This window comes from Martinezella rhizogenes (assembly GCF_027460065.1).
GTDB classification, from domain to species: domain Bacteria; phylum Pseudomonadota; class Alphaproteobacteria; order Rhizobiales; family Rhizobiaceae; genus Agrobacterium; species Agrobacterium rhizogenes_C.
This window is the reverse complement of the sequence record NZ_JAPYZZ010000003.1, coordinates 21,286-44,772: the sequence shown is the minus strand read 5'-3', so window position 1 is coordinate 44,772 and position 23,487 is coordinate 21,286. Positions and strand designations below refer to the sequence as shown.

Sequence of the window (23,487 nt, the reverse complement as noted above, 5' to 3'; positions counted from 1 at the left end):
TCAGACGCAAACAATGGAGGAAATCATGCGACTGACGATCATATCCAGCCTGCTTCTGGCGGGCACCACGCTCTTGAGCGTCCCGGCCCATGCCGCCGGCGACCTCAATCTCATCTGTGCCGCTGATGTGGTGATCTGCGAGCAGATGAAGGGTGACTTCGAAAAGAGCCATGACATCAAGGTCAACATGGTGCGCATGTCCTCGGGCGAGGCTTACGCCAAGATCCGCGCCGAGGCGCGCAACCCGAAGACCGATCTGTGGTGGGCCGGCACCGGCGATCCGCATCTTCAGGCGGCTTCTGAAAACCTGACGCTCGAATATAAATCGAAGATGCTCGACCAGTTGCAGGACTGGGCGAAAAACCAGGCCGAAAGTGCCGGTTACAAGACGGTCGGCGTTTATGCCGGTGCGCTCGGCTGGGGATACAATACGGATATCTTCAAGAAGAAGGGCTACAAGGAACCCAAGTGCTGGGCTGATCTCCTCGCACCCGAACTGAAGGGCGAAATCCAGATCGCCAACCCGAATTCCTCTGGCACGGCCTATACCGCGCTTGCCTCGCTGGTGCAGATCATGGGCGAAGATCAGGCTTTCGATTACCTGAAGAAGCTCAACGGCAATATTTCGCAATACACCAAGTCGGGCTCGGCGCCGGTCAAGGCGGCGGCGCGCGGCGAAACGGCTGTCGGCATCGTCTTCATGCATGATGCCGTGGCGCAGACGGCGGAAGGCTTTCCGGTAAAGTCGGTCGCGCCGTGTGAGGGCACCGGCTACGAAATCGGCTCCATGTCCATCGTCAAGGGTGCGCGCAATCTCGAAAACGCCAAGACCTGGTATGACTGGGCGCTGCAGCCGGACGTTCAATCGCGCATGAAGGATGCGAAGTCGTTCCAGCTTCCGTCGAACAAGACGGCCGAAATTCCGAAGGAAGCGCCGCGCTTCGAGGATATCAAGCTGATCAATTACGACTTCAAGACCTATGGCGATCCTGAAAAGCGCAAGGCCCTGCTGGAGCGCTGGGACAAGGACGTCGGCGCCGCCGCCAACTGATTTCCCATGTCGGCTGCCCTCGTTTCTCAATGACGAAGGCAGCCTTTTTCCCACACACTCAATTTTGTGAGGTTGACCATGACCCATGGCAATCGCAGGCTGGATATTGTTCTGGCCTTGGGCCTTGCTGCCCTGGTGCTGGTGCCGTGGTACCGCATCGAAAGCGGCTTCTTCGGCCTTGGATGGCTATCGGATTTTCCGACATCATCGCAGGTCGCGCCTGGCATTCTCCAGATGATAACCGAAGGCCGCACCTGGCTGTTCGGCGTGCTGATCTTCTTTCTGTTGGGAGCCGTTGCGCGCACGCTGTCCGATCCTCTCCTGCGCGGCAGGCTTCTTGTGGCCGCCGGCGCTTTCGGGCTTGCTTTCCTCGTGCTTCAGGGGCTGGCGATCGGCTTTAGCGGATGGACCTGGCAGGCCACTGAAAGCCTGTTCGGCGCCATGGCCGACGGCCAGCCCTCCATGGGCGCCGGCGCCGTGACGATGGCTTTCGTCTTCGTGCTCTTCATTTCCTTTGGTCTTGCCGAACGGGGCTTCATGAAGGGCGACGTCTTTGTCGTCTCCTCTATTTCGCTGCTCGTGTTCCTGGTCTGCGTTTTCGTCTTTTATCCCATCGGCAGCATGATGGTGGGCGCGGTTCAGGACTTTGACGGTTCGTTCAATCCCGACGGATTTATCCGCAACATGCGCGATCCCGGCATCTGGAGCCTAGACTGTGTCGTCGGTGCCGGCCGCTGCGGTGTCGCATGGCGCACGCTCTTCCTCGCCATCATGACGGCGGCGGGATCGACCATCCTCGGACTGGCCTTTGCGCTGGTCGCCACCCGCACGCGTTTTCCGTTCAAGAAAGGCCTGCGGCTGCTGACGATCCTGCCGATCATCACGCCGCCTTTCGTCATCGGCCTTGCCCTGACGCTGCTTTTCGGCCGCGCAGGCGTCGTCACCGAATTCATGTCGAACGTCTTCGGTATCGAGCCGGGTCGCTGGCTCTATGGCCTGACAGGCATATGGATCGCGCAGGTCCTGTCCTTCACGCCGATTTCGTTCCTTGTCCTCATCGGTGTCGTCGAGGGCGTCAGCCCGTCGATGGAAGAGGCATCACAAACGCTGCGCGCCGACCGCTGGCGCACCTTCTGGCGCGTGTCGCTTCCGCTGATGAAGCCGGGACTTGCCAATGCGTTTCTGATCGGCTTCATCGAAAGCATGGCGGATTTCGGCAATCCCCTGGTGCTGGGCGGCAGCCACGGCGTTCTCTCGACGGAAATCTTCTTCGCCGTCGTCGGCTCGCAGAATGACCCGTCACGCGCGGCAGTCCTCGCCATCGTGCTGCTCTGCTTCACGCTGTCAGCCTTCATTGCCCAGCGCTTCTGGCTGGCCGGCAAGAATTTCGCCACCGTCACCGGCAAGGGCGACAGCGGCGCGCATGCCGCCCTCCCTAAATCCATGTCGATTGCGGTACACGCGCTTGTCGTTCCTTGGATGCTTTTCACCATCGTCGTTTATGGCATGATCCTCGTCGGCGGTTTCGTGAAGACCTGGGGTTTGGATAACACGCTGACGATCGAACATTACGTCCGCGCTTTCTCCGTCAGCCTCAGCAATGGTTCGATTGCCTGGACGGGCGTCGCGTGGAATTCCTTCTGGACGACGATGGAGATCGCCCTGATTTCCGCTCCGCTCACCGCGGCTGTCGGGCTGCTGACGGCCTATATCATCGTCCGGCAGAAATTTGCCGGCAGGAATCTGTTCGAATTCGCTTTGATGATGAGCTTTGCCATTCCCGGCACGGTCATCGGTATCAGCTACATCATGGCCTTCAACCTGCCGCCGCTCGAAATGACGGGATCGGCACTGATCCTCATTGCCTGCTTCGTCTTCCGCAACATGCCGGTTGGCGTGCGCGGCGGCATTGCGGCCATGAGCCAGTTGGACAAAAGCCTCGACGAGGCCTCGCTCACACTCCGGGCAAACAGCTTCCGCACCATTCGCCTGGTGGTGCTGCCGCTCTTGCGCCCGGCCATCAGGGCGGCTCTGGTCTATTCCTTCGTCAGGGCCATCACGTCCATCAGTGCGGTGATCTTCCTCGTCAGCGCCCAATACAACATGGCGACGTCCTATATCGTCGGCCTCGTTGAAAACGGCGAATACGGTGTCGCAATCGCTTATTCCTCGATGTTGATCGTCGTCATGATCACTGTCATCGCGGGCTTCCAGCTCATCGTCGGCGAAAGACGTCTGCGGCGCGAAAACCGCGTCGCGGGCCTCGATGCAGCCAAATCCGTTTCTCACCCTCAGGAGAAAATCGCATGATCACCGTCAAACCGGGCTCCGTCGTCTTCGAAAACGTCCGCAAGACCTTCGGCGCATTCACTGCCATTCCAGATCTGTCATTGACCATCGAGCCCGGCACGCTCGTCACCCTTCTTGGGCCCTCCGGCTGCGGCAAGACGACGACACTTCGCATGCTCGCCGGCCTTGAACATCCCAATTCCGGCCGCATTCTCATCGGCGGCAAGGATGTCACCATGCTTCCCGCCAACGAGCGCGATGTCTCGATGGTCTTCCAGTCCTATGCCCTGTTTCCGCATATGAGCGCGCTGGATAATGTCGCCTACGGCCTCCAGTCCTCGGGCCTGAAAAAGGCCGAGGCGCGGGAGAAGGCCGAAGAAGGGCTCAAGCTTGTCGGACTTGCGGGCATGGGCCACCGCCTGCCGGCGGAACTCTCCGGCGGCCAGCAGCAGCGCGTCGCGGTTGCCCGCGCCCTCGTGCTGGAGCCGCAGGTGCTGCTTCTCGATGAACCCTTGTCGAACCTCGATGCGCGCCTGCGCCGCCGCGTGCGTACCGATATCCGTGAGCTTCAGCAAAGGATCGGTTTCACCGCCGTTTATGTGACGCATGATCAGGATGAGGCGCTGGCGGTGTCGGATCGCATCATCGTCATGAAGGAGGGGGAAATCGCCCAGTCCGGCGCGCCCCGCGAACTTTACGAGGCACCCGCATCCTCCTTCATCGCCGATTTCATGGGTGAGGCGAACGTGGTGTCCTGCGAAGTGGTGTCCCAGACGGGTGAGGAATCCCTCGTGCGGGTTGGCAATATGGAACATCGGGTTCGAAGCCGCGGCCCGCGTTCCGGCACCGCCAAGCTTGCCGTGCGTCCCGGCGCCATCACCATCGGCGCGGCGGGCGGCAGCGGCATGCCCGGCCGCGTGCTGCACACGGCCTATCTCGGCGGCCACATCGAATATGAAGTCGAGACCGAAGTCGGCACGCTCTTCATCGTCGATCATGAAATGAACCACACGCAACGCGAAACGAGCGATGTCACACTCAATTTCAAAAACCGTGGCATAGCCCTCATTGACGCTTGAAGACTCATGGACTTAAGGAAAATGGAAATGACAGGACAGACTGACGGTCTCGATCAACGCTTCGCGCTGGCAGAGACGCTGGCGGAAGAGGCCGGTTTAATGGCGCTCGATTACTTCAATAAGCGCGACAGCCTCGTGATCGAGACAAAGCGCGATCTGCAGGACGTGGTCTCCATTGCAGACCGCAACGTCGAGACCATGCTGCGCGAGCGCGTCGCCGCAGCCTTCGCGGATGATGGTTTCCTCGGTGAGGAACACGGTTATCAAGACGGCAAGTCCGGTTACACCTGGGTCGTTGACCCAATCGATGGCACCGCCCCCTTCGTCAATGGCATGCCAAGCTGGTGCGTTTCCATTGCCGTCATCCGTGACGGCGCTCCGGTCGTCGGCGTCATCAAGGTCCCGTGTGCGCAGGAAATCTACGCTGCGGCACAGGGCCATGGCGCGACCCTCAATGGTGCACGCCTGCAACTCGATCCATCACGGAACCTGCAGAACGCGCTGACGGGCATCGGCAGCAATAACTATGTCACGCCGCAGCGCGTCGGTCACATCATCAGCGATGTGTTGACCCGGGGCGGAAACTTCATCCGCAACGGCTCGGGAGCCTTGATGCTTGCCTATGTCGCGGCAGGACGCCTTGTCGGATATTACGAGCCCCATATGCGCGCCTGGGATTGTATGGCCGGCTTCTGCCTTGTCAACGAGGCTGGTGGCCGTTCCATGCCGTTTTCGCTGGAAGGCGAAAAGCTGTTCGAAGGGCAGCCTGTCCTGGCCAGCAACATCTCCTGTTACGAAGAGCTGGCAGCCATTCATCAGGCTGCTTTGGCCATGTGAAGCAGGGCGGTTCGCCCCACTCTCACTGCCAACAAATATCAGCGGTCACCGATTGGCCGCTGATCGCCCGCCGCCAGACGGATAATCACTCTTCAAAGCCGCTCTGCTCCTGCGAGATCGTCTTGCAAGTGCCACTGTCCTTCTCGCCAACCATGCGCTTGTCACGAATGACTGTAGCCTTGGCGATGTCGATCTCCCAAGCCACCGAGCCTTCGTTCAGGCTCGCTTTCCCATCGGCAAAGATGCCTTTTTCCCTTCTCTCGCTTCCAGAAGCGGGGACATAAACTCCAAACGTCCCGGCTTTTTCGTCGAGGGCGAAATTGAACACCTGAGGGACACCCTTCGAGCCGGCAAACTCACAACTGAGATAGGTCGGCGTGGCAAAGGCGCCTGAAGCCGTAAAGAGCAGGGCGGCCGCGGCAAATCCAGTTCCTGTGATGATCCTCAAGTCCTGATCCTCATTCATGGCGTCTCGATCGATTTGAAGTATTTTAGCGCTTCTGGCTGGTGTCGTCGCTATCCAAAAACCGCGTGATGAATTGTGGAAGGCTATTGAGGCCGTAGTCGTGCCGAATAGTCGCGTTTCGGCACGCCGTGGGCGGGCAACCCTTGCCAGCAATCGATAGAGAAACGTCGCTTACTCCGCCTGTCCAGTCCATTGCGCCAAAGAGCAAATGTACGAGATTGGTTTCCTCAAATTGCCCGCAATTTGGAATTTGCATCTTTGATTATCTACTAAAACCATAGAAATTAAAGACGAGAAGAGCGAGGCAAGCGATGAACGTACTTGGAATAAGCGGCAGCGTAAAACAACCATCACGCACGGCACGTATTGTCTCGGACATCTTGGCGTCGATCGAAAGACGAGCGAGCGTCTCCGCTGATACGATCGATCTGGCTGTCGCGGCGCCGGTCCTGTTCCGGGCTCTTCGCGCGGATCAACTGGATGAGGCCGGCCGCAGGATTATTGATGTGGTGGAAAGTGCCGATGTGCTTGTAGTCGGCTCGCCGGTCTACCGCGCATCCTATACGGGTGCGTTGAAGCATCTCTTCGATCTCGTAGATTTCCGTGCACTTCAGGGCAAGCGCGTGGTCCTTGCGGCAACGGGCGGTACGCCGCTGCATGGCCTCATGCTGGAGCATCAGTTCCGGCCGCTGTTCGGCTTTTTTGGCGCCGTTACCGTGCCAACGACGGTCTATGCCGTTGAAGCCGACTTCACCGACTACGCGCTTTCGAACCCAGCCGTCGAAGCACGTATCGAGCGTGCCGTTGCAGAACTGTTCAACCTTTTGCCGACCGCTGCTGTCGCTGCCAGCAATCATCATCCGGCCCCACGCGTCGTTTTGCGCGACGCGGTCGCCAACTGACATCAGGAAAGAGGAGATTCCCATGACTGAACACCACGCCGAGCCCGTGAAATTCGCCTATTGGGTGCCGAATGTGTCCGGCGGTCTCGTCATCTCGAACATTGAGCAGCGCACCAGCTGGACCATCGATTACAATCGCAAGCTCGCGCAGATCGCCGAAGCGAGCGGCTTTGATTACGCGCTGAGCCAGATCCGCTTCACCGCCGGCTACGGCGCCGAATTCCAGCATGAATCCGTGTCTTTCAGTCACGCTCTTCTGGAATCGACGACGACACTGAAGGTCATCGCCGCCATCCTGCCCGGTCCTTGGAACCCGGCGCTTGCCGCCAAGCAGATTGCCACGATCAACCATCTCACCAACGGTCGTGTTGCAGTTAACATCGTCAGCGGCTGGTTCCGCGGCGAGTTTCACGCCATTGGCGAACCGTGGCTCGATCACGACGAACGCTACCGCCGTTCGGAAGAGTTCATCCGGGCTCTGCGCGGCATCTGGAGCGAAGACAATTTCACCTTCCGCGGCGATTTCTATCGCTTCAATAACTACTCCCTGAAGCCAAAGCCGATCGACCCGCAGCCGGAAATCTTCCAGGGCGGTTCGTCGCGTGCGGCCCGCGATATGGCGGCCCGCGTATCTGACTGGTATTTCACCAACGGCAATACGCCGGAGGAAATCGCCAAGCAGGTCAACGATATCAGGACCAAGGCCAAGGAAAACAACCACGCGGTCAAAGTCGGCGTGAACGCCTTCGCCATCGTGCGCGAGACCGAGGAAGAAGCGAGGGCCGTGCTTGCCGAGATCATCGAGAAGGCCAATCCGGAGGCGGTCAATGCCTTTGGTCACGAGGTGAAAAATGCCGGCAAGTCCTCCCCGGAAGGCGAGGGCAATTGGGCGAAATCCAGCTTCGACGATCTCGTTCAGTATAATGACGGCTTCCGCTCCAACCTGATCGGGACGCCGCGGCAGGTGGCTGAGCGCGTGGTGAACCTCAAGCGCGCCGGTGCTGACCTTATCCTGCTAGGCTTCCTGCATTTTCAGGAAGAAGTCGAGTATTTCGGCAAGCATGTCATCCCGCTCGTGCGCGAACTGGAGCAGGCGGAGATCAGCGCAGCAATCGCTGCGGAGTAAGATTGCAGATCAGACGGCAGCGGCCTTTGGCCGCCGCCTGTACCACGGGTGGGACCGCCTCCGTGATTGGAAACCTGTGCCCATTGGGCGGAGCATGGACTGAACGATGTCAGCATCGAGTTTTCTGGTTGCAAGCCTTGGCGCGGAGGTGGCGGTCCCAACGGGCATTCGCCAACACATTGCCTTGCGCAGCGAGCATGTCGAGCAGGAACGCGGCGCGCTGGACGCCGCCAAAGACCTCGTGCTGGAGCTTCGCGGTATTGATCTCTCCTTTGGAGGCGTCGTCGCTCTACAGAACATCGATCTGGCCGTGCGGCAGGGTGAAATCCTGGGCATTATCGGGCCGAACGGCGCCGGCAAGAGTTCGCTGATCAACGTTATCTCAGGCGTCTACCGGCCGGATCGCGGTCATGTAGCGATTGATGGCAAAGCCTATCGTCCAGTGCCGACCGAGAAGCTCGCCCGTCTCGGCGTGGCGCGGACGTTCCAGAACCTCGCTTTGTTCAAGGGCCTGAGTGTTCTCGAAAACGTTGCTACGGGGCGGGCTTACGCCGAGCGGGCAAATTTCCTGAGCCAGATCGCCGGCCTGCCGAGCGCTCGTCGGGAGCAGGCCGATGCCCGCGAGCGAGCAGCGAGGATCATCGATTTCCTGCATCTGACGCCCTACGTTGACCGGCTTGCCGGCACGCTGCCCTATGGATTGCAGAAGCGGGTGGAACTCGCCCGTGCGCTTGCCGCCGAGCCGCGCATCCTGCTGCTTGACGAGCCCATGGCAGGCATGACGGCGACGGAGAAGAACGAGCTTGCCGATTATGTGCGGCTCACGCGCGACGAATATGCAGTCACCGTCGTTCTGATCGAGCATGACATCGGCGTGGTGATGGGGCTTTCCGACCGCATCGCGGTGCTCGACTACGGGCGCAAGATCGCCGATGGGACGCCTGCGGAGATTGCCAGCGATCAACGTGTCATCGATGCCTATCTCGGCGCTGCGCCGGAAAATGAAGACGGGGAGGGTATCTGATGGCTGCGTTTGATTGGTTGTTCTTTACCGAGGTGCTGGTCGGCGGGTTGCTCTCCGGGGTGATGTATTCGCTCGTCGCGATCGGGTTCGTGCTGATCTACAAGACATCGGGTGTCCTGAATTTTTCGCAGGGCGCGCTTCTCCTCTTCGCCGCGCTGACCTTCGTCAGCCTTGTCGAGCGCGACGTGCCCTTTGTGGCTGCCTTCGCCATTACCTTTGCCATCATGGTAGCCATCGGTGTCGCGATCGAACGAACGGTGCTTCGGCCGCTCACCAACAAGCCACCGATCACGCTGTTCATGGCGACGCTTGGTCTTTCCTACATCATCGAGGGCGCGGCCCAGCTCCTCTGGGGCACGCAGGTTCATGGGCTCGATCTCGGTATCGAGGACATTCCTTTTGATGTCGGCGGCGTCTTCATTAGCCAGTTCGACATCTTTGCCGCAGTCGTCGCGGCCGGCATGGTGGCGGCCCTCTCGGCCTTCTTCCGCTACACCCGCATCGGTCTCGGCTTCCGCGCCGTTGCGGATGACCAGTTCGCGGCGCTTGCCGTCGGTCTCAAGCTGCCGTGGATATGGGCGAGCGTCTGGGCGGCGGCGGGTCTCGTTGCCCTGGTTGCGGGACTGCTCTGGGGCGCGCGCCTCGGGGTGCAGTTCTCTCTGTCGCTGGTGGTCCTGAAGGCCTTGCCGGTGCTGGTTCTCGGTGGCTTCGATTCCATTCTCGGCGCGATCATCGGGGGCCTGCTCATTGGCGCGTCGGAAAAGCTCGCCGAGGTCTATATCGGCGAGTATTTCGGCGGCGGCATCGAGGGTTGGTTCGCCTATGTTGTGGCGCTCGCTTTCCTGCTGATCCGCCCTTCTGGCCTGTTTGGTCAAAAGCTCGTGGAAAGGGTCTGATATGTCCGCCGTTACAGCCGATCTTTCGCCGCCGTTTTCCCTGCCGCGCCATGCCGGAACGATTGCGGTGCTCGCCATCGCCTATCTCGTCGTGCCATTTGTCGGCACCAGTTACCTTTTCGAGGCAATCCTGCTGCCGTTTCTTGCTCTCAGCCTTGCCGGGGTCGGCCTCAACCTTTTGACTGGCTATGCGGGTCAGGTGTCACTCGGCTCGGCTGCTTTCATGGCCGTCGGTGCCTTCGCGGCGTATAATTTCAACCTGCGGGTCGATGGGCTGCCGCTTATCGTTTCGATCGTGCTTGCCGGCGTTTCGGCAGCCGTCATCGGCATCGTCTTTGGCCTGCCGAGCCTGCGACTGCGTGGTTTCTATCTCGCCGTCTCGACGCTCGCGGCGCAGTTCTTCGTGCAATGGGCGTTGACGAAATTCAGCTGGTTTTCCAACCAGTCCGCATCGGGTGTGATCGATGCGCCGGCGCTGTCGCTGGCCGGGGTTTCCTTCGAAGGGCCGGTCGGGCGTTATCTCTTCGCGCTGACCGTCGTCACCGTCTTCACTTTCCTCGCCTACCGCCTGGTGTCGTCACAAACCGGCCGCAACTTCATCGCGGTGCGAGACAACGAGACCGCCGCACGTATCATCGGTGTTCCGGTGTTGCGCACGAAGCTGCTCGCTTTTGCGATCTCTTCCTTCATCATCGGCGTTTCCGGGGTGATCTGGGCCTTCGCCTATCTGCGCACGGTGGAGCCCGCTGGCTTCAACCTCGACCGTTCCTTTCAAATCCTCTTCATCGTCATCATCGGCGGGCTTGCCTCGATCCGTGGTGCCTTTTTCGGCGCGGCGCTGATCGTCGTCTTTCCGCTCATCCTATCCAGACTTGGCTCCATACTCCTGGGCGGTGTCTTTGATTCCGGCGTGCTCGACATGACGCAGCGCATCGTGCTGGGCGCCCTGATCATCCTGTTTCTGATCCTTGAGCCTGACGGCCTCGTCTCGTTGTGGGATCGCTTGAGGTCTCGCATCGCGGCGACCGTCAGGCGGATGTGGATTCCTCGAAGCCGGGCCTGACAGGCAAAGGCTTCCAACAAGAAAAGCCCAACAGCAAAGAATTCCTGAAAGCAACACGGGATGGCCGAGCGCCAGCCGACAGACGGAGTGTGTCCAGATATGACCCTTTATACCAAGATCAAAGCAGCAGCCTTTGCTGCCGGCATCAGCCTCGCGGCCATCGCCTTCCCGGCCATGGCCGATGAGCAGCACTTTCCTCTGCAGAGCTACCGCGTCGGGCCATATGCTGCAGGCGGCACTGGCTTTTTCGGCGGTTTTATCGATTACCTCAATCTCATCAATATCAGGGACGGCGGTGTCAACGGTGTCAAGCTGACCTGGTCTGAGGCTGAAACCCAGTACGAAGTCGAACGCGGTGTCGAGGCTTATGAAAGGCTGAAGAGCAATCCCGGCGTTGCGGCATGGAACCCGCTGTCGGTCGGCATCGCCTATGCCATGATTGACCGTATCACGCAGGACAAGGTGCCGCTCATTACCATCAACCACGGCCGCACGGATTCGACCGATGGTCGGGTTTTCCCTTACGTCTTCCCGTTGCTGCTCAACCCCTACAGCGAAACCTCGGGCATCGTGAACTACATCGCCTCCAAGCAAGGCGGGCTTGAAGGGCTGAAGGGCAAGAAGATCGTCGTGCTCTATCACGGCTCGCCCTATGGCAAGGAAACGATCCCGATCTACGAACTTCTGTCCAAGAAATACGGTTTCGAGCTGCAGCAGATCGAAGTCCCGCATCCCGGCAACGAGCAACAGTCGCAGTGGTTGACGATCCGCCGTGCCAAGCCGGATTACGTCGTGCTGCGCGGTTGGGGTGTGATGAACCCGGTGGCGCTGAAGACGGCGGCGAAGACCGGTTTCCCGGTCGATCACATCATTGGCAATGTCTGGTCCAACTCGGAAGAGGACGTTATTCCCGCCGGCGATGCGGCCAAGGGCTACACCGCCATCACCACCCAGGCATCTGGAGCCGAATATCCGGTCGTGAAGGAGATCGTGAAGACGGTCTACGACGCCGGCAAGGGTAACCTTGAAGACAAGGGCCGCATCGGTTCCGTCTATCACAATCTCGGTATCGTCAACGGTATCCTGAATGTCGAGGCCTTGCGGATCGCCCAGGAGAAATTCGGCAAGCGCACCCTGACCGGCGACGAAGTTCGCTGGGGCTTCGAGCATCTGCAACTGGACCCAGCCCGTGTCGAGGCATTGGGCGCCAAGGATCTCTTCCATTCGATCAATGTCACCTGGGATAACCACGAGGGTAACGGCTACGTGACGTTCCAGCAGTGGGATGGCAAGAAATGGAATGTGGTTTCCGATTGGATCGCACCGGACTGGGCCCTGCTGCGCCCGATCATCGAGAAATCGTCCGAGGCCTATGCGGCTGAAAAGGGCATCAAGCTCCGCACGTCGGAAGATGCAAATTCCGTGACGAACTGATGTTTGCGTGGTCGGGCAAGGGTTTCCCCGTGTCCGGCCACAATATCACTAAAAGCGCCAAGGAGATCGTGATGACCGAGGGGAACAGGCTGCTCGCTGTGGAGGGGCTCCATGCAACCTACAATCATGCCATTACCGCATTGCATGGGGTCACCTTTTCGCTTGGGCGAGGTGAGATACTTGCGGTTCTCGGTGCGAACGGTGCCGGTAAGACGACGACGCTGAAGGCGGTTTCCAACCTCCTTCCGGCCGAACGGGGGCAGGTGCTTGCCGGCCATGTCCTGTTTGACGGTCGCGATGTCACGCGCGAAACCCCGGCAAGCCTTGTCCGTCTCGGTCTCGTGCAGGTGCTCGAGGGTCGCCATTGTTTCAAGACGCTGACGGTCGAGGAAAATCTGGTCTCAGGCGGTCTTGGCCGATCCGCCACACGCACTGAAATCGCGACCGATCTTGAGAAAATTTACGCGCATTTCCCAAGGCTTAGGGAAAAGCGACGGGTGCTTTCCGGCCTCACTTCGGGTGGCGAGCAGCAGATGACGGCCATCGGCCGGGCACTGATGTCGCGGCCGCGGCTGCTCGTCCTCGACGAACCGTCAATGGGGCTGGCGCCTCTCATCGTGCAGGATATTTTCCGCACGCTGAAGCGTCTCAATCGCGAAGAAGGTCTTTCGATCCTGGTCGCTGAACAAAACTCAGCAGTCGCGCTGGCCTATGCCGACCGGGCCATCATTCTGGAAAACGGGGTGAGCGTGCTGTCAGGCACGGCCGCCGAGCTCAAGGCGCGCGATGACGTGAAAGCCTTTTATCTGGGCCAGAAACCAGCCGCGCCTGTCACGCATATTCATTGAAAACCAAAGGAAAGAGGAGACATGGCATGACCATTTCCAACGTGAAGACGAAAGATGCGGCGCAAGGCGTTCCGGCCGTGGCGCGGCCGAGCGAGCCGGCACACATCATCAAGAGCGACGCCGAAGCGATCGACGTGGCGAAGAAGCTGGCGGCCGAAATTGCCCCCGGGGCAGCCATTCGCGATCGCGATCGCATCTGGCCGGTGAAGGAACTCGATGCCTTCTCGCAAAGCGGACTCTGGTCGATCAACGTGCCGAAGAAGTTCGGCGGTCCTGAAGTCTCCTACGCGACGCTCGCCAAGGTGATCGAGATCGTATCGGCGGCAGATTCCTCGATTGGCCAGATCGCGCAGAACCATCTCGGCGTCGTCGCGGCGATCCGGACGGTGTCCGATGAGGCCCAGCAGACGCTGCTGTTTTCAGAAGTGCTGCGCGGCACACGCTTCGGCAATGCCTTCTCCGAATTCGGTTCCAAGCGGGCCGCGGATTTCGAAACGAAATTTGTTGATGCGGGCGACCATGTGATCGTCAACGGCCAGAAATTTTACTCCTCGGGCGCACTTCTCGCCCATCTCGTGCCCATCGTTGCGCTGGATGACGAAGGCCGCGCCTGGTATGCGATTGCCGAGCGGGACGCGCCCGGATTGACCGTCATCGACGACTGGTCGTCCTTCGGACAGCGCACGACGCTCTCGGGCACTGTCATCCTCAATAACGTCAAGGTGCCGAAAACCCATCTGGTTCCCGGCTACAAAGGGTATGCGGAACCGACCGCCGACGGTGCGATTTTCCAGATCATTCAGGTCGCGGTCGATACGGGGATTGCGCAGGCGGCAATCGATGAAACCGTCTCCTTCGTGCGCAGCAAGAGCCGTGCATGGGTAGATAGCGGCGTTGAGCATGCCTGGGATGACCCCTACACGATCCAGGCTGTCGGCGATTTGACGCTGCGGCTGCATGCGGCACAGGCGCTGCTTGAAAAAGCCGGTCATGCCATCGATCGGGCCATCCAGAACCCGAATGCTGAAACGGTCGCCGAAGCACAGATCGTGACGGCCGAGGCGAAAATTCTCTCGACCGAGATTGCCATTGCGGCGACCAACAAGCTCTTCGAACTTGCCGGCACCCGCTCCACGCTTGCAGAGCACCACCTCGATCGCCATTGGCGCAATGCCCGCACCCACACGCTGCATGATCCCGTGCGATGGAAATATTCGATCCTCGGCAAGTATTTCCTTAATGGCGAGAAGCCGCCGCTTCACGCCTGGAGTTGAGAAACTTTTGGAGGCCGGGGCGCACGAGGCGCCCCGGTTGGTAATTGATCTTGCTACATCCGCCAGCAGTGTCGGAAACGTCGGGAACATAAAATAGTGGTGACGATGAGCCTTATGCGCGGGAAGCGAAAAATGCCTTTTAGGGCTTTACTCATTATCCCATCATGCGGGACACAGATTTCCTTGGGGAGAATGTAGAGGCAATGAATTCTCTTGTTCCCATAGCTTCTGCCCGCGTAACCGTGGCGGTTGTCGGCGGTGGTTTCACCGGCGCGGCAATGGCAATGCATCTGGTTGCAGGCAACGGCTTCCCGAATGATACATCCGTTGTTGTCATCGAGCCTCGATCGGAGTTGGGCCGTGGCTTGGCTTATAGCGCGACCGATCCCGCGCATAGGATCAACGTCCCCGCGGCAAGAATGACGCTGTTTCCGGATATCCCCGATGATTTTGAGCGTTATCTTGGCTGTATTTCTGCCCGTGACGACGCGGAACTCATAGGACACGATGGCTCGCCTTATCCCAGTCGGTCTGTTTTCGGCGATTACGTCTCGGCACGGATTCAACCGTTTTTGGATGACGGCCGTATCAGACACTGGCGGACCAAAGCGATCTCGGTGTCACAAAAAGGAAGCCGCTATGAGATTGCAGGGTCTGACGGAACAGCGCTCATTGCAGATATAGTCGCGCTGGCGGTCAGCCATCCACCACCTTCTTTGCCTCGGGTGCTTCAGGCCTTCAAAGATGATCCCAAGCTGATTGCGGATGTCACCGTGACCGATGCGATCGACGCCGTCGAGCCTGCAGATCGTGTTCTCATCGTCGGAAACGGCTTGACCTCTGCCGATGTGGTTGCCTCGCTCAAGAGACGGGGCCATGTCGGCCAGATAACGTCTTTTTCTCGCAGGGGCTTGCGGTCTCGCGGCCATGGCCCTGTAGGGCAGGAGCCTTTCGGCGATTTCCTGTCTGAACCGTTCACCTCGGCAAGCAAGTTACTCCATAAGGTTCGCCAGACGCTGCGAGAAGCAGAGGAACGGGGCCTGACGTGGCATAGCGTCGTGGATGCGCTGAGGGCGCAGGGGAAGGACATATGGGGAAATCTGCCTGTCATTGAGAGAAGGCGCGTTGCCCGACACTTGCGGCCCGTCTGGGATGTGCATCGCTTTCGCATCGCTCCGCAGGTCGAAGCCGCTGTGGAGGAACTGATCGCGAGCGGTCAAATGAATGTCCGGGCTGCCTCGCTCACTTCCATAACGCGGATTGGTACCGGCTACAGAGTAATGCTTCGACCCCAGCGCGCGAGCGTTCCCGAAGCGCTCGATGTCGACGCGATCGTCGTCACCACGGGTCCGGCGCATGGCGGCATCCTTCAAAGCCAGGTCCTGCTTCGTGAACTTGAAGAAGCTGGTCTTCTGCAACCCTGCCCAACCGGGCTCGGTATTCTCGTCGATGCGTCGTCGAATCCCGTGGCGACCTCAGGCGAAAGCGTGACTTCACTCTTTATCGCCGGACCGCTTGCGCGTGGGACCTTTGGAGAGCTGATGGGGTTGCCGCAGGTTACCGAGCACGCAATCTTCGTTGCGGAGCGTGTTCGCAACTTGGTTGAGGAGTTCAGGATTTCTCATCCCGCACAGCGGGTGGCAAAATGATCGCTCGGTCTTGTTCCTGCGTCCGTTGCGATCGAGCGCAATCTGGCGCTGCTACGAGAGATGAGCGATGGTGACGACGGTTTCGCGCAGCCACCGATTGCGGCATCGGCCTCCCGCCGGACGAAGCCGAGGAGCAGTATTACGCCAGGCTGGACGCACCAGCCTGGGCCGCATAATTTAAACGAAATGGGCTCCGGCAAACTCGGCGCGGTTCACATCCCGTAATTCACGTGCTGTCACGATTTGGCCCCTGACGCCCCAACTGGCGATATTGCAAAGATGGCATGTTCGTTTTTACCGACCTCATGCGTTCCGTCGAATCCTATTCGATAAAAGCCGACCCGCGTCAAATTCGGCAACCTCACTTTTATCTGATCTATCTGTGGCCCTTTGTAACTTAGCGGAATACGTTGGAACGGGGCAAAACCAGCCGCGATAGGATCGTAGGTAAATTCGATAACCAGATCGCCGCTTATCTCTGTCAAACCGTTCGAAGGTATCACCATGACGTCAACGGAAGAACTCTTGGCATAGGCAAGTTCACCCGTCTGCATCATCAACAAAGGTTTGTCTGCGGCACTTACGAAGTTGGTACTTGGGATTCTAGCACCAAGAGAGCGATAAATAAGGGCCCGGATCTGTTCATGCTTGAATATCTCGGCATGAACGCCCGGCGCCACATGATGGAGTTGGGTTGGTTCGACAGCACTCCACAACGGGACTGTGCCATCGCCAGCATCTTTTCCTGCGACGGGCCTTGGCTGACCTACGCTGGTGTTGACGCGGATCCAGGTATCTTCCGATGTGCCAGCGAGATAGACATAGGTCACGTGGGCCGGTTTCTTGTTCCTGGCGAGTATTGCATGGGTATCTTTTGCGACTTTAAGATTGGTCGCATTTAAGTCCAAAGCCGCCGCCGTGGTTCGATCATAGATATCCAGAGCTACCATCGATGATCCGCGATCCCTCCACGCTGCAACAATTCCGGGCTGAGGCAGAAGCTGATAAAGGGATGGATAGCGTATATCTTTAGCCATTTTTCTAATGTCGGGACCGGCAAGGCCTAAAGTACCTTCGAGCCCGAGCGCGCGGACAAGCGCAGTTGGCGCTCCTCTGTGCGGGCCCGCAAGAGAGACCAAAGTCCGAATATTCGAAAACCATGGCTTTTTATCGAATGTACCGCTTTCGAGTAAAAGCCGAAGGACGAGGTTGCCCATGGAATGGGCTACGAAATGGATTTCGTTACGATCCGATGGGGGTAGGGCGTCGATGCGACTCGCAATGTCCGATGCAACAGTGCGTAGATCAATCCGCCAATCATAGCCAAAGCTGTGCAGGCTGCGCGCGACAGCCCCGGCATGACCACTTGCGATTACCTGAAGATCATCGAGGAGCGGTTTATAAACCGATTTTAGGCAAACACTGTCGATGGGACTGCCCGCAATCACCGCAGGGTCGGTTAACTTGTCGATCCTCTCGTAGCCGTTAAGCACCTCTCCAACCGTAGGTGGCCAAATCTCTTCTTTACCAAGCTTCAGCCTGCTACCGAGAATCCCAGGCAGAAAAATTATACTTCCCATTTTTACCCCCAATTTTGATCAGTCCCAAGCCTCTAAAACCTGCCTTCGTTGTATTTCCTTCTAAAACTAAACTTGTGTTTGTCCCCTTGACTGCAAGGTTTTCAACTTGCTTGCTTCAAGCCGATGAGGTCGACTAAAATAGCTGGAAGGGGACTGTTTACTGAAACCTTCAGACAGCGATTTATCAGCAAATGGAAAGCAACATTCCTGGCGACACTCTTTAGCTGAAAATTGTACTCGGCAGCCAATTCTCCGGATAAATCGGGCGATCAACTTTCAAACACTTCGCTTATTTTTCACCAGCTCCTGGTTCGAATCCGTTTCAAACTTCAATAACCGCCGGGATACATTATTTCGCCTGGCAGGCAGCAATGGTGCGTGTCGCCGCGGTAATCTCGTTGCGCGCATCAGGTGAAGACATTCGCAAGGTGGACCAGTAGGCGGCGGCCCCGCTGTTCGGCTTCGTTGAGCTTCCACCTATAGGCCCGCCGTTCTTTACCAGCTTCGCAATGATCTTGACCCCGCATTGCAGATTCACGTCCGGGTTGGTGACCTCGGCCTCGGTCGTAAACTGGCAACCTGGCGGGCTGACATCGCGATAAGAATCCTTGTCGTTATAGGATAGCTGCAAAAGCCCAACGCTATACTGGAACTGTCCTTGCTCCCACAAAACGGTCTTGGTGTTATAATCCGACTCCGGTCTGGCCATGGCGGTTAGCAATTCTCGCCAAAACGCCGCACGATCTTCACCGCTCGCGTTCCCATAGCCCGGGCAGAAAACATCGATGTCTGAAGGAACGATCGCCGTGAGGGCGTGGCTTGAAGGTATAAATGACCTCAGCTTTGCCCGCACCGTCGACCGCGACATTTTGATATCGACCGCTCCATCGGCCGCAGTAAGACATGTCGCGGCAAAGCTTTTGGCCTCAGCTTGCGTTGTGTGGCCGTGCATCTTCCAGGCTAGCGTACATTTGGGCTCTTTCGTGCCGGTTGCGCTCCCTTTTCCATCCGTTACGACAGACGGAGGCTCGGCTGGAGCCTCCTTCTTGAGGCACCCCGCCGTGAACGCAGTGAGCACAATGCAGATTGCCCTGACTATCAAGCGATGTTCAATACATATGCTCGCTCCACTATGTCCTCAGAATCCGATGAATAGCTTCGATCTGGCTGACCCAGTTGTTCAAATTTATGTTTTGGGGATCGTCGTGACCTTGGGGGATACCTTGATCGATATTAAAATGGTAGGCCGGAACAAGCCATCGCCCGGCCTTGTAGCTAGCGGTGACGTAGAGGAGTGCCAATCTCTTTTCCTGTGCGTCTGTTAACCCTTGTTCAGGCGCTTTCCAGGCCCAGGAGTCCTTCGGCTTGATACGCGGCTGAACATTTTCGACATGGACAAAGAGAGGTCTTGCCTCAGGAATATTCTGAATCTGCCCAGGCTTGTCCCTTCTCAATTCGAGTTTGGTGCCAGACATTTCGCGCTCGAGGCCCCAATCCCTGAACATTAAGGATTGCCCATCGCGGCTGGTTATTGCGTTTACTTTTAGTCTTACTTCGCTGTTCGACCAAACACCCTCGAGGCGATTTCCTGTATAATCTCGCGAGTCCATATCCTTGGGGAATTCACTGGATGTGCTTATCTCGGGGCTGCTTGTGTCATGGATGACAAAGTAGCGGACCGCAGAAGCTGTGGGGGTTTGCGGCTCGCCACCTACCTGCTTAGCCGTTAAGTCATTTTTCGCGAGATACTGTCGTAACTTTTCTTCTGAAATGTCGGTGGGCTTGTCCACATGATCGACCAACCAATTAGGTATCTGCTGCGGATCGGCACCCGTGCCTTTCACTCTTACCTTGCGAAGTAAACATCTCGTCTGTGTTTGGACATCACCGGCGAAACTCATCGTTTTCTTAGAAAATTGGCATCCACCAAAGGGCTCCGGCGTCACCCGTTCCTTGTTAGTACTGCCAGCTTCAGCGTGCGCACCGACTAACACGACGGCAGCTACGAGACACAATCCAGTTCGCATGCAAAGTCTCCGTCTTCATGAAATGTGCTACTTGGTTTTGATGCATTTTCGGCAACCTTGCGATGGGATATGGCGGAACACTGCCGAGTAAAAAGCAAATGGATTTTCGTAATCTTACGGGTAACGGACGACGCGTGACTGTCGACGTGAAGCGCATCTACATCGACTTCGACTGATACTGATATCGTTATCTATCAAGATCGTTTTTGAATCCCGAAGGCCAAAGGTCTCGTTGAAACCAGAAAAGACCAGTCATCTATTCAAACAGTTTGGACCTCGATCGAAATGGAACCCCAGTTGTTCCAGCGCATAGCGGGAATATCGTTTGCGAAGCAGTTGAGCATTCCGCTTCTTGTCGCCGTCCAGATTCTCGCCGAGCCGATGCGGAAAACACTTTCTGGATCGCAATTGATCGCGCCCATCAGGCAAAACCACTTTTCGTTAGGCGCGCATTTTAGATGTGCAACGGGATTCAGGAGCGTGGAAGAATATCCGTCGGGCCCGCAACGAATGAACCAGTCCCACCATTTCCCAGACGCAACCAGCTTGTAAGTCTGTCCTTCAACCACCGTACAGACGTTGTTCGAGACGGAACGCGCGTGGATTTGCATCGAGGATGCACGGCTCAACTCCGCTCTTGATTGTGAATTCATCGTGCGGCCTCTCTTGTTCTCTTTACTGCGTTAAAACGTGCCGCTGCTAACCATCAAAATCCCCATTCCTTCTTTTTGGCACGTGTTGTGGCCACCATCAGTTTGTTGTCATCGTTGCCCCATGCCGCTTGGTAGAGCTGCCGGACAACGCCCAGCCACTTCTCGTTCGACACCTCTTGCGTACCGCCAGCATCCAAATATTCTTGCCTCGTCGTCGACTGAATGCGTGCGTATTTCCCGACTTGGGTGACGTTACCTTGCTCGGCAGTTACAGTGCTTTCTATTTCGGCAGGGTCCAGGAGCCGCGTTGGCCAGCCATCGGCAATGCTATCGAGTTTGACGGTTACGCCGTCAAAGAATGGATAGTAAGTGTGCTTGCCAGTCCCACCCATGTCTTCCAGATGGATGCCGCGAACCAGAAATTGGAAGCCGGAAGCAATCACGATATGCCTCACCATCTGACGTCCGAAATCCTCAACGTAACGGCCGCAAACCGTTGTTACGGAGTTGACGATCCACCGAGCCACCTGGTTCGGAGTCGGATTGAGCATCACGGCAATGGATTCTTTTTTGACGCCATTTGCGTCCGTTTTGGAGTAGGAAAACTTCCGCGTGGGAAAACCTGCCCAACTTTCAATTGCAACGAGACCAAGATCATTTTCTTGAAGATCGTAGCCTCCGGATTTTGCAATTAGATTCTCTAATGCAGAAAAAGACATAATCACCTCTAGGCGAAATTCTGGACAAAAGCCTCTGGAAGTATGAGTTGTTCGGATCCGTAATCGCTATGAACCGTGCGGCAGTATTGATAAATTGCCTCACTCTTGAGTTTTTTCTGCGGGTATATTTTCTTTTGCCTTAAAAATGCCTCCATCATGCCTGCGGCAGCATGGGAACTCTAACCACATCTTTGCGAAAAAACAATAATAAGTTGTGTGATTCTAATGGACTCTGCTCCTGGCATCGCTTTTGAACAGGCTTATGTGCCGGGATAAATGGCGAGACAAAAATACTTCATCAAATCCCCGATGTGAAAGATGCACGATGGCTTTATCTGCCCTGGATCACCCGGATGAAGTTGGGAGTTTGGTTTATGTAATCGCGGGTAGGTGATCCGCTTGCTGGCGATTGTAAAGGCTGTGTTTGCGATGACGGGGCTGGGGAGGCTTTGTGTCTCCAAGGCTGGTGCAAAAGGGGCAACAGGTCATCCGTCGTTGTGCAATGCCTTTTAATAATTGCAATAACTGGCTGTGAATGGATTGGTTGTAACGCCATTGCGATTGTATTCGAGGGCATTACACATGGAAACCATCGTTGGTATTTTATCTCATCCAATTATCGGCGGGCTCATTCTTGGTCCGATAATCGGGTTCCTTCTGTCGTATTTTTTTATGCCACCCAGTGCCGGAAACAATATTGGGAACCAGTACGTCAACGTGACCCATGTCGTGAATAATTACCAGGCCACGAATAGCGTCCAGCGCGCCGATGGCTTTATTCCTGTTTGCTTGTTTGTCTCCTTGCTCGCGGCTGGCCTGCAGACCGCGTGACGGGAATTCCATCGTAAATCGTTTTTGATATCGACCGCTACGTAGAGTGCCGGCCTTGTATCGAAGGTCTGGCGCCGAATGTTATTGTTGCAGTTGATATTGGTTGAGCCTCCGTGCGCTCGGAACCGTCCTTTTTTTGGTGCTGGCTGGCCGCATTGGAACCAAAGGCTTGGCCTGTAACCCATGGGTAGAAAACAACCGCGATGATGACGTGTCCTGCAATGCGCAGACAGTCATAAAGCCCGAGTTTTCCGGGCACACGTGCTACTTGCGATTTATTTAAATGCTATTATATTGGCAATAATATGTATTTTCTGCATATAGGTGATAATATGTTGGCATTTAATATATCCTCCCCGGCGGAGATTATCGGGGGTCTGGCGGACAGAATGAAGCGCCGAAGGATCGAGCATGGATTGACCCAGCGTGAACTGGCTGCAAGATCGAATGTCTCTTACGGATCGCTGAGGCTATTTGAAGAAACCGGAAAAATCTCCCTCGAGAGTCTCGTGAAAATTGCGTTTGCCCTTGAGGCGGAGGCTGAGTTCGAAGGCTTGTTTCCAGCTCGGCCGCCGCAGAATATCGAGGATGTCATTGACCGTCCTCTCAAGCAGCGTGTGCGCCGCAAATGAAGTTCAAACCAATCCAGCAGATGAGCGTTTTGAATAGCCCCGCGTTTTGCAGACACCCTCGGGTTACGTTTTCTGCTGCTTTTCGAACTCGACGGGCGACAGCATGCCGTTTCTAACATGTTTGCGCTTCGGGTTGTAGAACATCTCGATGTAGTGGAACACGTCTTGCCTGGCTTCGTCTCTTGAACGATAGACCTTTCGGCGTATCCGCTCCCGCTTCAACAGATTGAAAAAGCTCTCAGCCACGGCATTGTCATGGCAGTTGCCCCGTCGGCTCATCGAATGAACTAGATTGTGGTGCTTCAGGAACACTTCCCAGTCCATGCTGGTGAATTGCGATCCCTGGTCCGAGTGCACCAGGACCTTTTCCTTTGGCTTTCGCCGCCAGACAGCCATCAGCAATGCCTGCAGCACAACATCCGTTGTCTGACGACTCTGCATCGACCAGCCAATGACGCGGCGGGAATAGAGATCGATCACCACCGCGAGATAGGCGAAACCCTCGCAGGTTCGGATGTAGGTGATGTCGGTGACCCAAGCCTTGTCCGGAGCCGCCACGTCGAACTGCCTGTCGAGCGTGTTATCGATGATGACGGAAGGCCTGCCGCCGTAAACTCCGGGACGGCGCTTGTAGCCGATCTGAGCCTTTATCCCGGCAATTCGCGTCAGACGCGCAACCCGGTTGGGGCAGCATGTCTCGCCGTGATCGAGCAGGTCGTCATGAAGCTTGCGATACCCGTAGACCTTGCCGCTCTCTTCCCAAGCCGTCTGGAGGAGATCGATCTGCCGCTTGTCCTCAAAGGCACGCTTGCTTAAGGGCATCCGAAGCCAGGCATAAAAACCGCTGAGAACCGGCTGTTGTCCCAATCCGGATTTAATGCGGTGGCCGACAGCAACTGGGCCAATGTGAAACTTGACGGGCAATCGGTGTTTAACCGTGCTACACCGGCCCAAAGAGCGGCTGCAACGCTGACTGCAACGAGAATAAGAACCGCGTTCGGTCGATGCTGAGTATCGAAACAACAATCAGGCGTTCTGTGCTGCCGATGGATAATGGAGAAGTTAAGTGTCCGAGATCGTTTTGGAAATAGATGAAAGAACGATGGA

The 23,487-nt window shown here is 57.0% G+C and carries 21 protein-coding genes and 1 pseudogene; 15 read left to right on the top strand and 7 right to left on the bottom strand.

Annotated elements, in window-relative coordinates; translation table 11 throughout:
• The first annotated feature begins 25 nt into the window (after positions 1 to 25).
• From O8B93_RS06805 to O8B93_RS06790, 4 genes are all read left to right on the top strand, one after another.
• Positions 26 to 1,051, top strand: a complete 1,026-nt coding sequence (locus O8B93_RS06805) for an ABC transporter substrate-binding protein (RefSeq protein WP_269709081.1) — start codon at positions 26 to 28, stop codon at positions 1,049 to 1,051.
• A gap of 78 nt (positions 1,052 to 1,129) precedes the next feature.
• A complete protein-coding gene (locus O8B93_RS06800) occupies positions 1,130 to 3,361 on the top strand; it encodes an ABC transporter permease (protein WP_269709080.1) in 2,232 nt (743 codons plus the stop codon).
• Positions 3,358 to 4,419, top strand: a complete 1,062-nt coding sequence (locus tag O8B93_RS06795) for an ABC transporter ATP-binding protein (protein WP_269709079.1) — start codon at positions 3,358 to 3,360, stop codon at positions 4,417 to 4,419. Before O8B93_RS06800 ends, O8B93_RS06795 begins: the two co-directional genes overlap by 4 nt.
• A gap of 27 nt (positions 4,420 to 4,446) precedes the next feature.
• Positions 4,447 to 5,256: an inositol monophosphatase family protein gene (locus tag O8B93_RS06790; RefSeq protein ID WP_269709078.1), complete on the top strand. Its 810-nt coding sequence runs from the start codon at positions 4,447 to 4,449 to the stop codon at positions 5,254 to 5,256.
• A gap of 85 nt (positions 5,257 to 5,341) precedes the next feature.
• Here the strand turns inward: O8B93_RS06790 and O8B93_RS06785 are convergent, their stop codons facing one another.
• Complete coding sequence (locus O8B93_RS06785; protein ID WP_269709077.1) at positions 5,342 to 5,722, bottom strand: hypothetical protein; 381 nt, start codon at positions 5,720 to 5,722, stop codon at positions 5,342 to 5,344.
• Between the two features lie 311 nt (positions 5,723 to 6,033).
• Between O8B93_RS06785 and msuE the strand changes: the two genes are divergently transcribed.
• The 9 genes from msuE to O8B93_RS06740 all read left to right on the top strand — a co-directional run bounded on the left by msuE (position 6,034) and on the right by O8B93_RS06740 (position 15,938).
• Positions 6,034 to 6,624, top strand: a complete 591-nt coding sequence (msuE, locus tag O8B93_RS06780; RefSeq protein WP_269709076.1) for an FMN reductase — start codon at positions 6,034 to 6,036, stop codon at positions 6,622 to 6,624.
• 22 nt (positions 6,625 to 6,646) lie between these two features.
• Entirely contained in the window at positions 6,647 to 7,750 is a 1,104-nt protein-coding gene (gene sfnG / locus O8B93_RS06775; protein ID WP_269709075.1) for a dimethylsulfone monooxygenase SfnG, read from the top strand.
• Between the two features lie 106 nt (positions 7,751 to 7,856).
• Positions 7,857 to 8,774, top strand: a complete 918-nt coding sequence (locus O8B93_RS06770; RefSeq protein ID WP_269709074.1) for an ABC transporter ATP-binding protein — start codon at positions 7,857 to 7,859, stop codon at positions 8,772 to 8,774.
• The gene (locus O8B93_RS06765) at positions 8,774 to 9,670 is read left to right on the top strand and encodes a branched-chain amino acid ABC transporter permease (protein ID WP_269709073.1); all 897 of its coding nucleotides are present in this window, start codon (positions 8,774 to 8,776) and stop codon (positions 9,668 to 9,670) included. Before O8B93_RS06770 ends, O8B93_RS06765 begins: the two co-directional genes overlap by 1 nt.
• Position 9,671: 1 nt before the next feature.
• Positions 9,672 to 10,733, top strand: coding sequence for a branched-chain amino acid ABC transporter permease (locus O8B93_RS06760; RefSeq protein WP_269709072.1), 1,062 nt, complete (start codon positions 9,672 to 9,674; stop codon positions 10,731 to 10,733).
• 99 nt (positions 10,734 to 10,832) lie between these two features.
• Positions 10,833 to 12,167, top strand: coding sequence for an ABC transporter substrate-binding protein (locus O8B93_RS06755; protein WP_269709071.1), 1,335 nt, complete (start codon positions 10,833 to 10,835; stop codon positions 12,165 to 12,167).
• Positions 12,168 to 12,238: 71 nt separating this feature from the next.
• Positions 12,239 to 13,015 (top strand): ABC transporter ATP-binding protein, encoded by a 777-nt coding sequence (locus O8B93_RS06750; RefSeq protein ID WP_269709070.1) that lies wholly within the window; start codon positions 12,239 to 12,241, stop codon positions 13,013 to 13,015.
• Between the two features lie 26 nt (positions 13,016 to 13,041).
• Positions 13,042 to 14,289 carry an SfnB family sulfur acquisition oxidoreductase gene (locus O8B93_RS06745; protein WP_269709069.1) on the top strand — a complete coding sequence of 416 codons (1,248 nt, stop codon included), beginning with the start codon at positions 13,042 to 13,044 and terminating at the stop codon, positions 14,287 to 14,289.
• Between the two features lie 203 nt (positions 14,290 to 14,492).
• Complete coding sequence (locus tag O8B93_RS06740; RefSeq protein ID WP_269709068.1) at positions 14,493 to 15,938, top strand: FAD/NAD(P)-binding protein; 1,446 nt, start codon at positions 14,493 to 14,495, stop codon at positions 15,936 to 15,938.
• Between the two features lie 236 nt (positions 15,939 to 16,174).
• Here the strand turns inward: O8B93_RS06740 and O8B93_RS06735 are convergent, their stop codons facing one another.
• The 5 genes from O8B93_RS06735 to O8B93_RS06715 form a co-directional block, all read right to left on the bottom strand.
• Complete coding sequence (locus O8B93_RS06735) at positions 16,175 to 17,518, bottom strand: esterase/lipase family protein (RefSeq protein WP_269709067.1); 1,344 nt, start codon at positions 17,516 to 17,518, stop codon at positions 16,175 to 16,177.
• A gap of 349 nt (positions 17,519 to 17,867) precedes the next feature.
• Positions 17,868 to 18,470, bottom strand: a complete 603-nt coding sequence (locus O8B93_RS06730) for a transglycosylase SLT domain-containing protein (protein WP_269709066.1) — start codon at positions 18,468 to 18,470, stop codon at positions 17,868 to 17,870.
• 178 nt (positions 18,471 to 18,648) lie between these two features.
• On the bottom strand, positions 18,649 to 19,545 hold the full coding sequence (locus O8B93_RS06725; protein WP_269709065.1) for a hypothetical protein: 897 nt from the start codon (positions 19,543 to 19,545) through the stop codon (positions 18,649 to 18,651).
• 260 nt (positions 19,546 to 19,805) lie between these two features.
• Complete coding sequence (locus O8B93_RS06720; protein WP_269709064.1) at positions 19,806 to 20,198, bottom strand: hypothetical protein; 393 nt, start codon at positions 20,196 to 20,198, stop codon at positions 19,806 to 19,808.
• 53 nt (positions 20,199 to 20,251) lie between these two features.
• Positions 20,252 to 20,917, bottom strand: coding sequence for a hypothetical protein (locus tag O8B93_RS06715; RefSeq protein WP_269709063.1), 666 nt, complete (start codon positions 20,915 to 20,917; stop codon positions 20,252 to 20,254).
• A gap of 582 nt (positions 20,918 to 21,499) precedes the next feature.
• Between O8B93_RS06715 and O8B93_RS06710 the strand changes: the two genes are divergently transcribed.
• Positions 21,500 to 21,748, top strand: a complete 249-nt coding sequence (locus O8B93_RS06710) for a hypothetical protein (protein WP_269709062.1) — start codon at positions 21,500 to 21,502, stop codon at positions 21,746 to 21,748.
• 332 nt (positions 21,749 to 22,080) lie between these two features.
• A complete protein-coding gene (locus O8B93_RS06705; protein ID WP_269709061.1) occupies positions 22,081 to 22,380 on the top strand; it encodes a helix-turn-helix domain-containing protein in 300 nt (99 codons plus the stop codon).
• Positions 22,381 to 22,443: 63 nt separating this feature from the next.
• Here the strand turns inward: O8B93_RS06705 and O8B93_RS06700 are convergent.
• A pseudogene (locus tag O8B93_RS06700) lies at positions 22,444 to 23,226 on the bottom strand (IS3 family transposase); the annotation flags it as partial.
• Between the last annotated feature and the right edge of the window lie 261 nt (positions 23,227 to 23,487).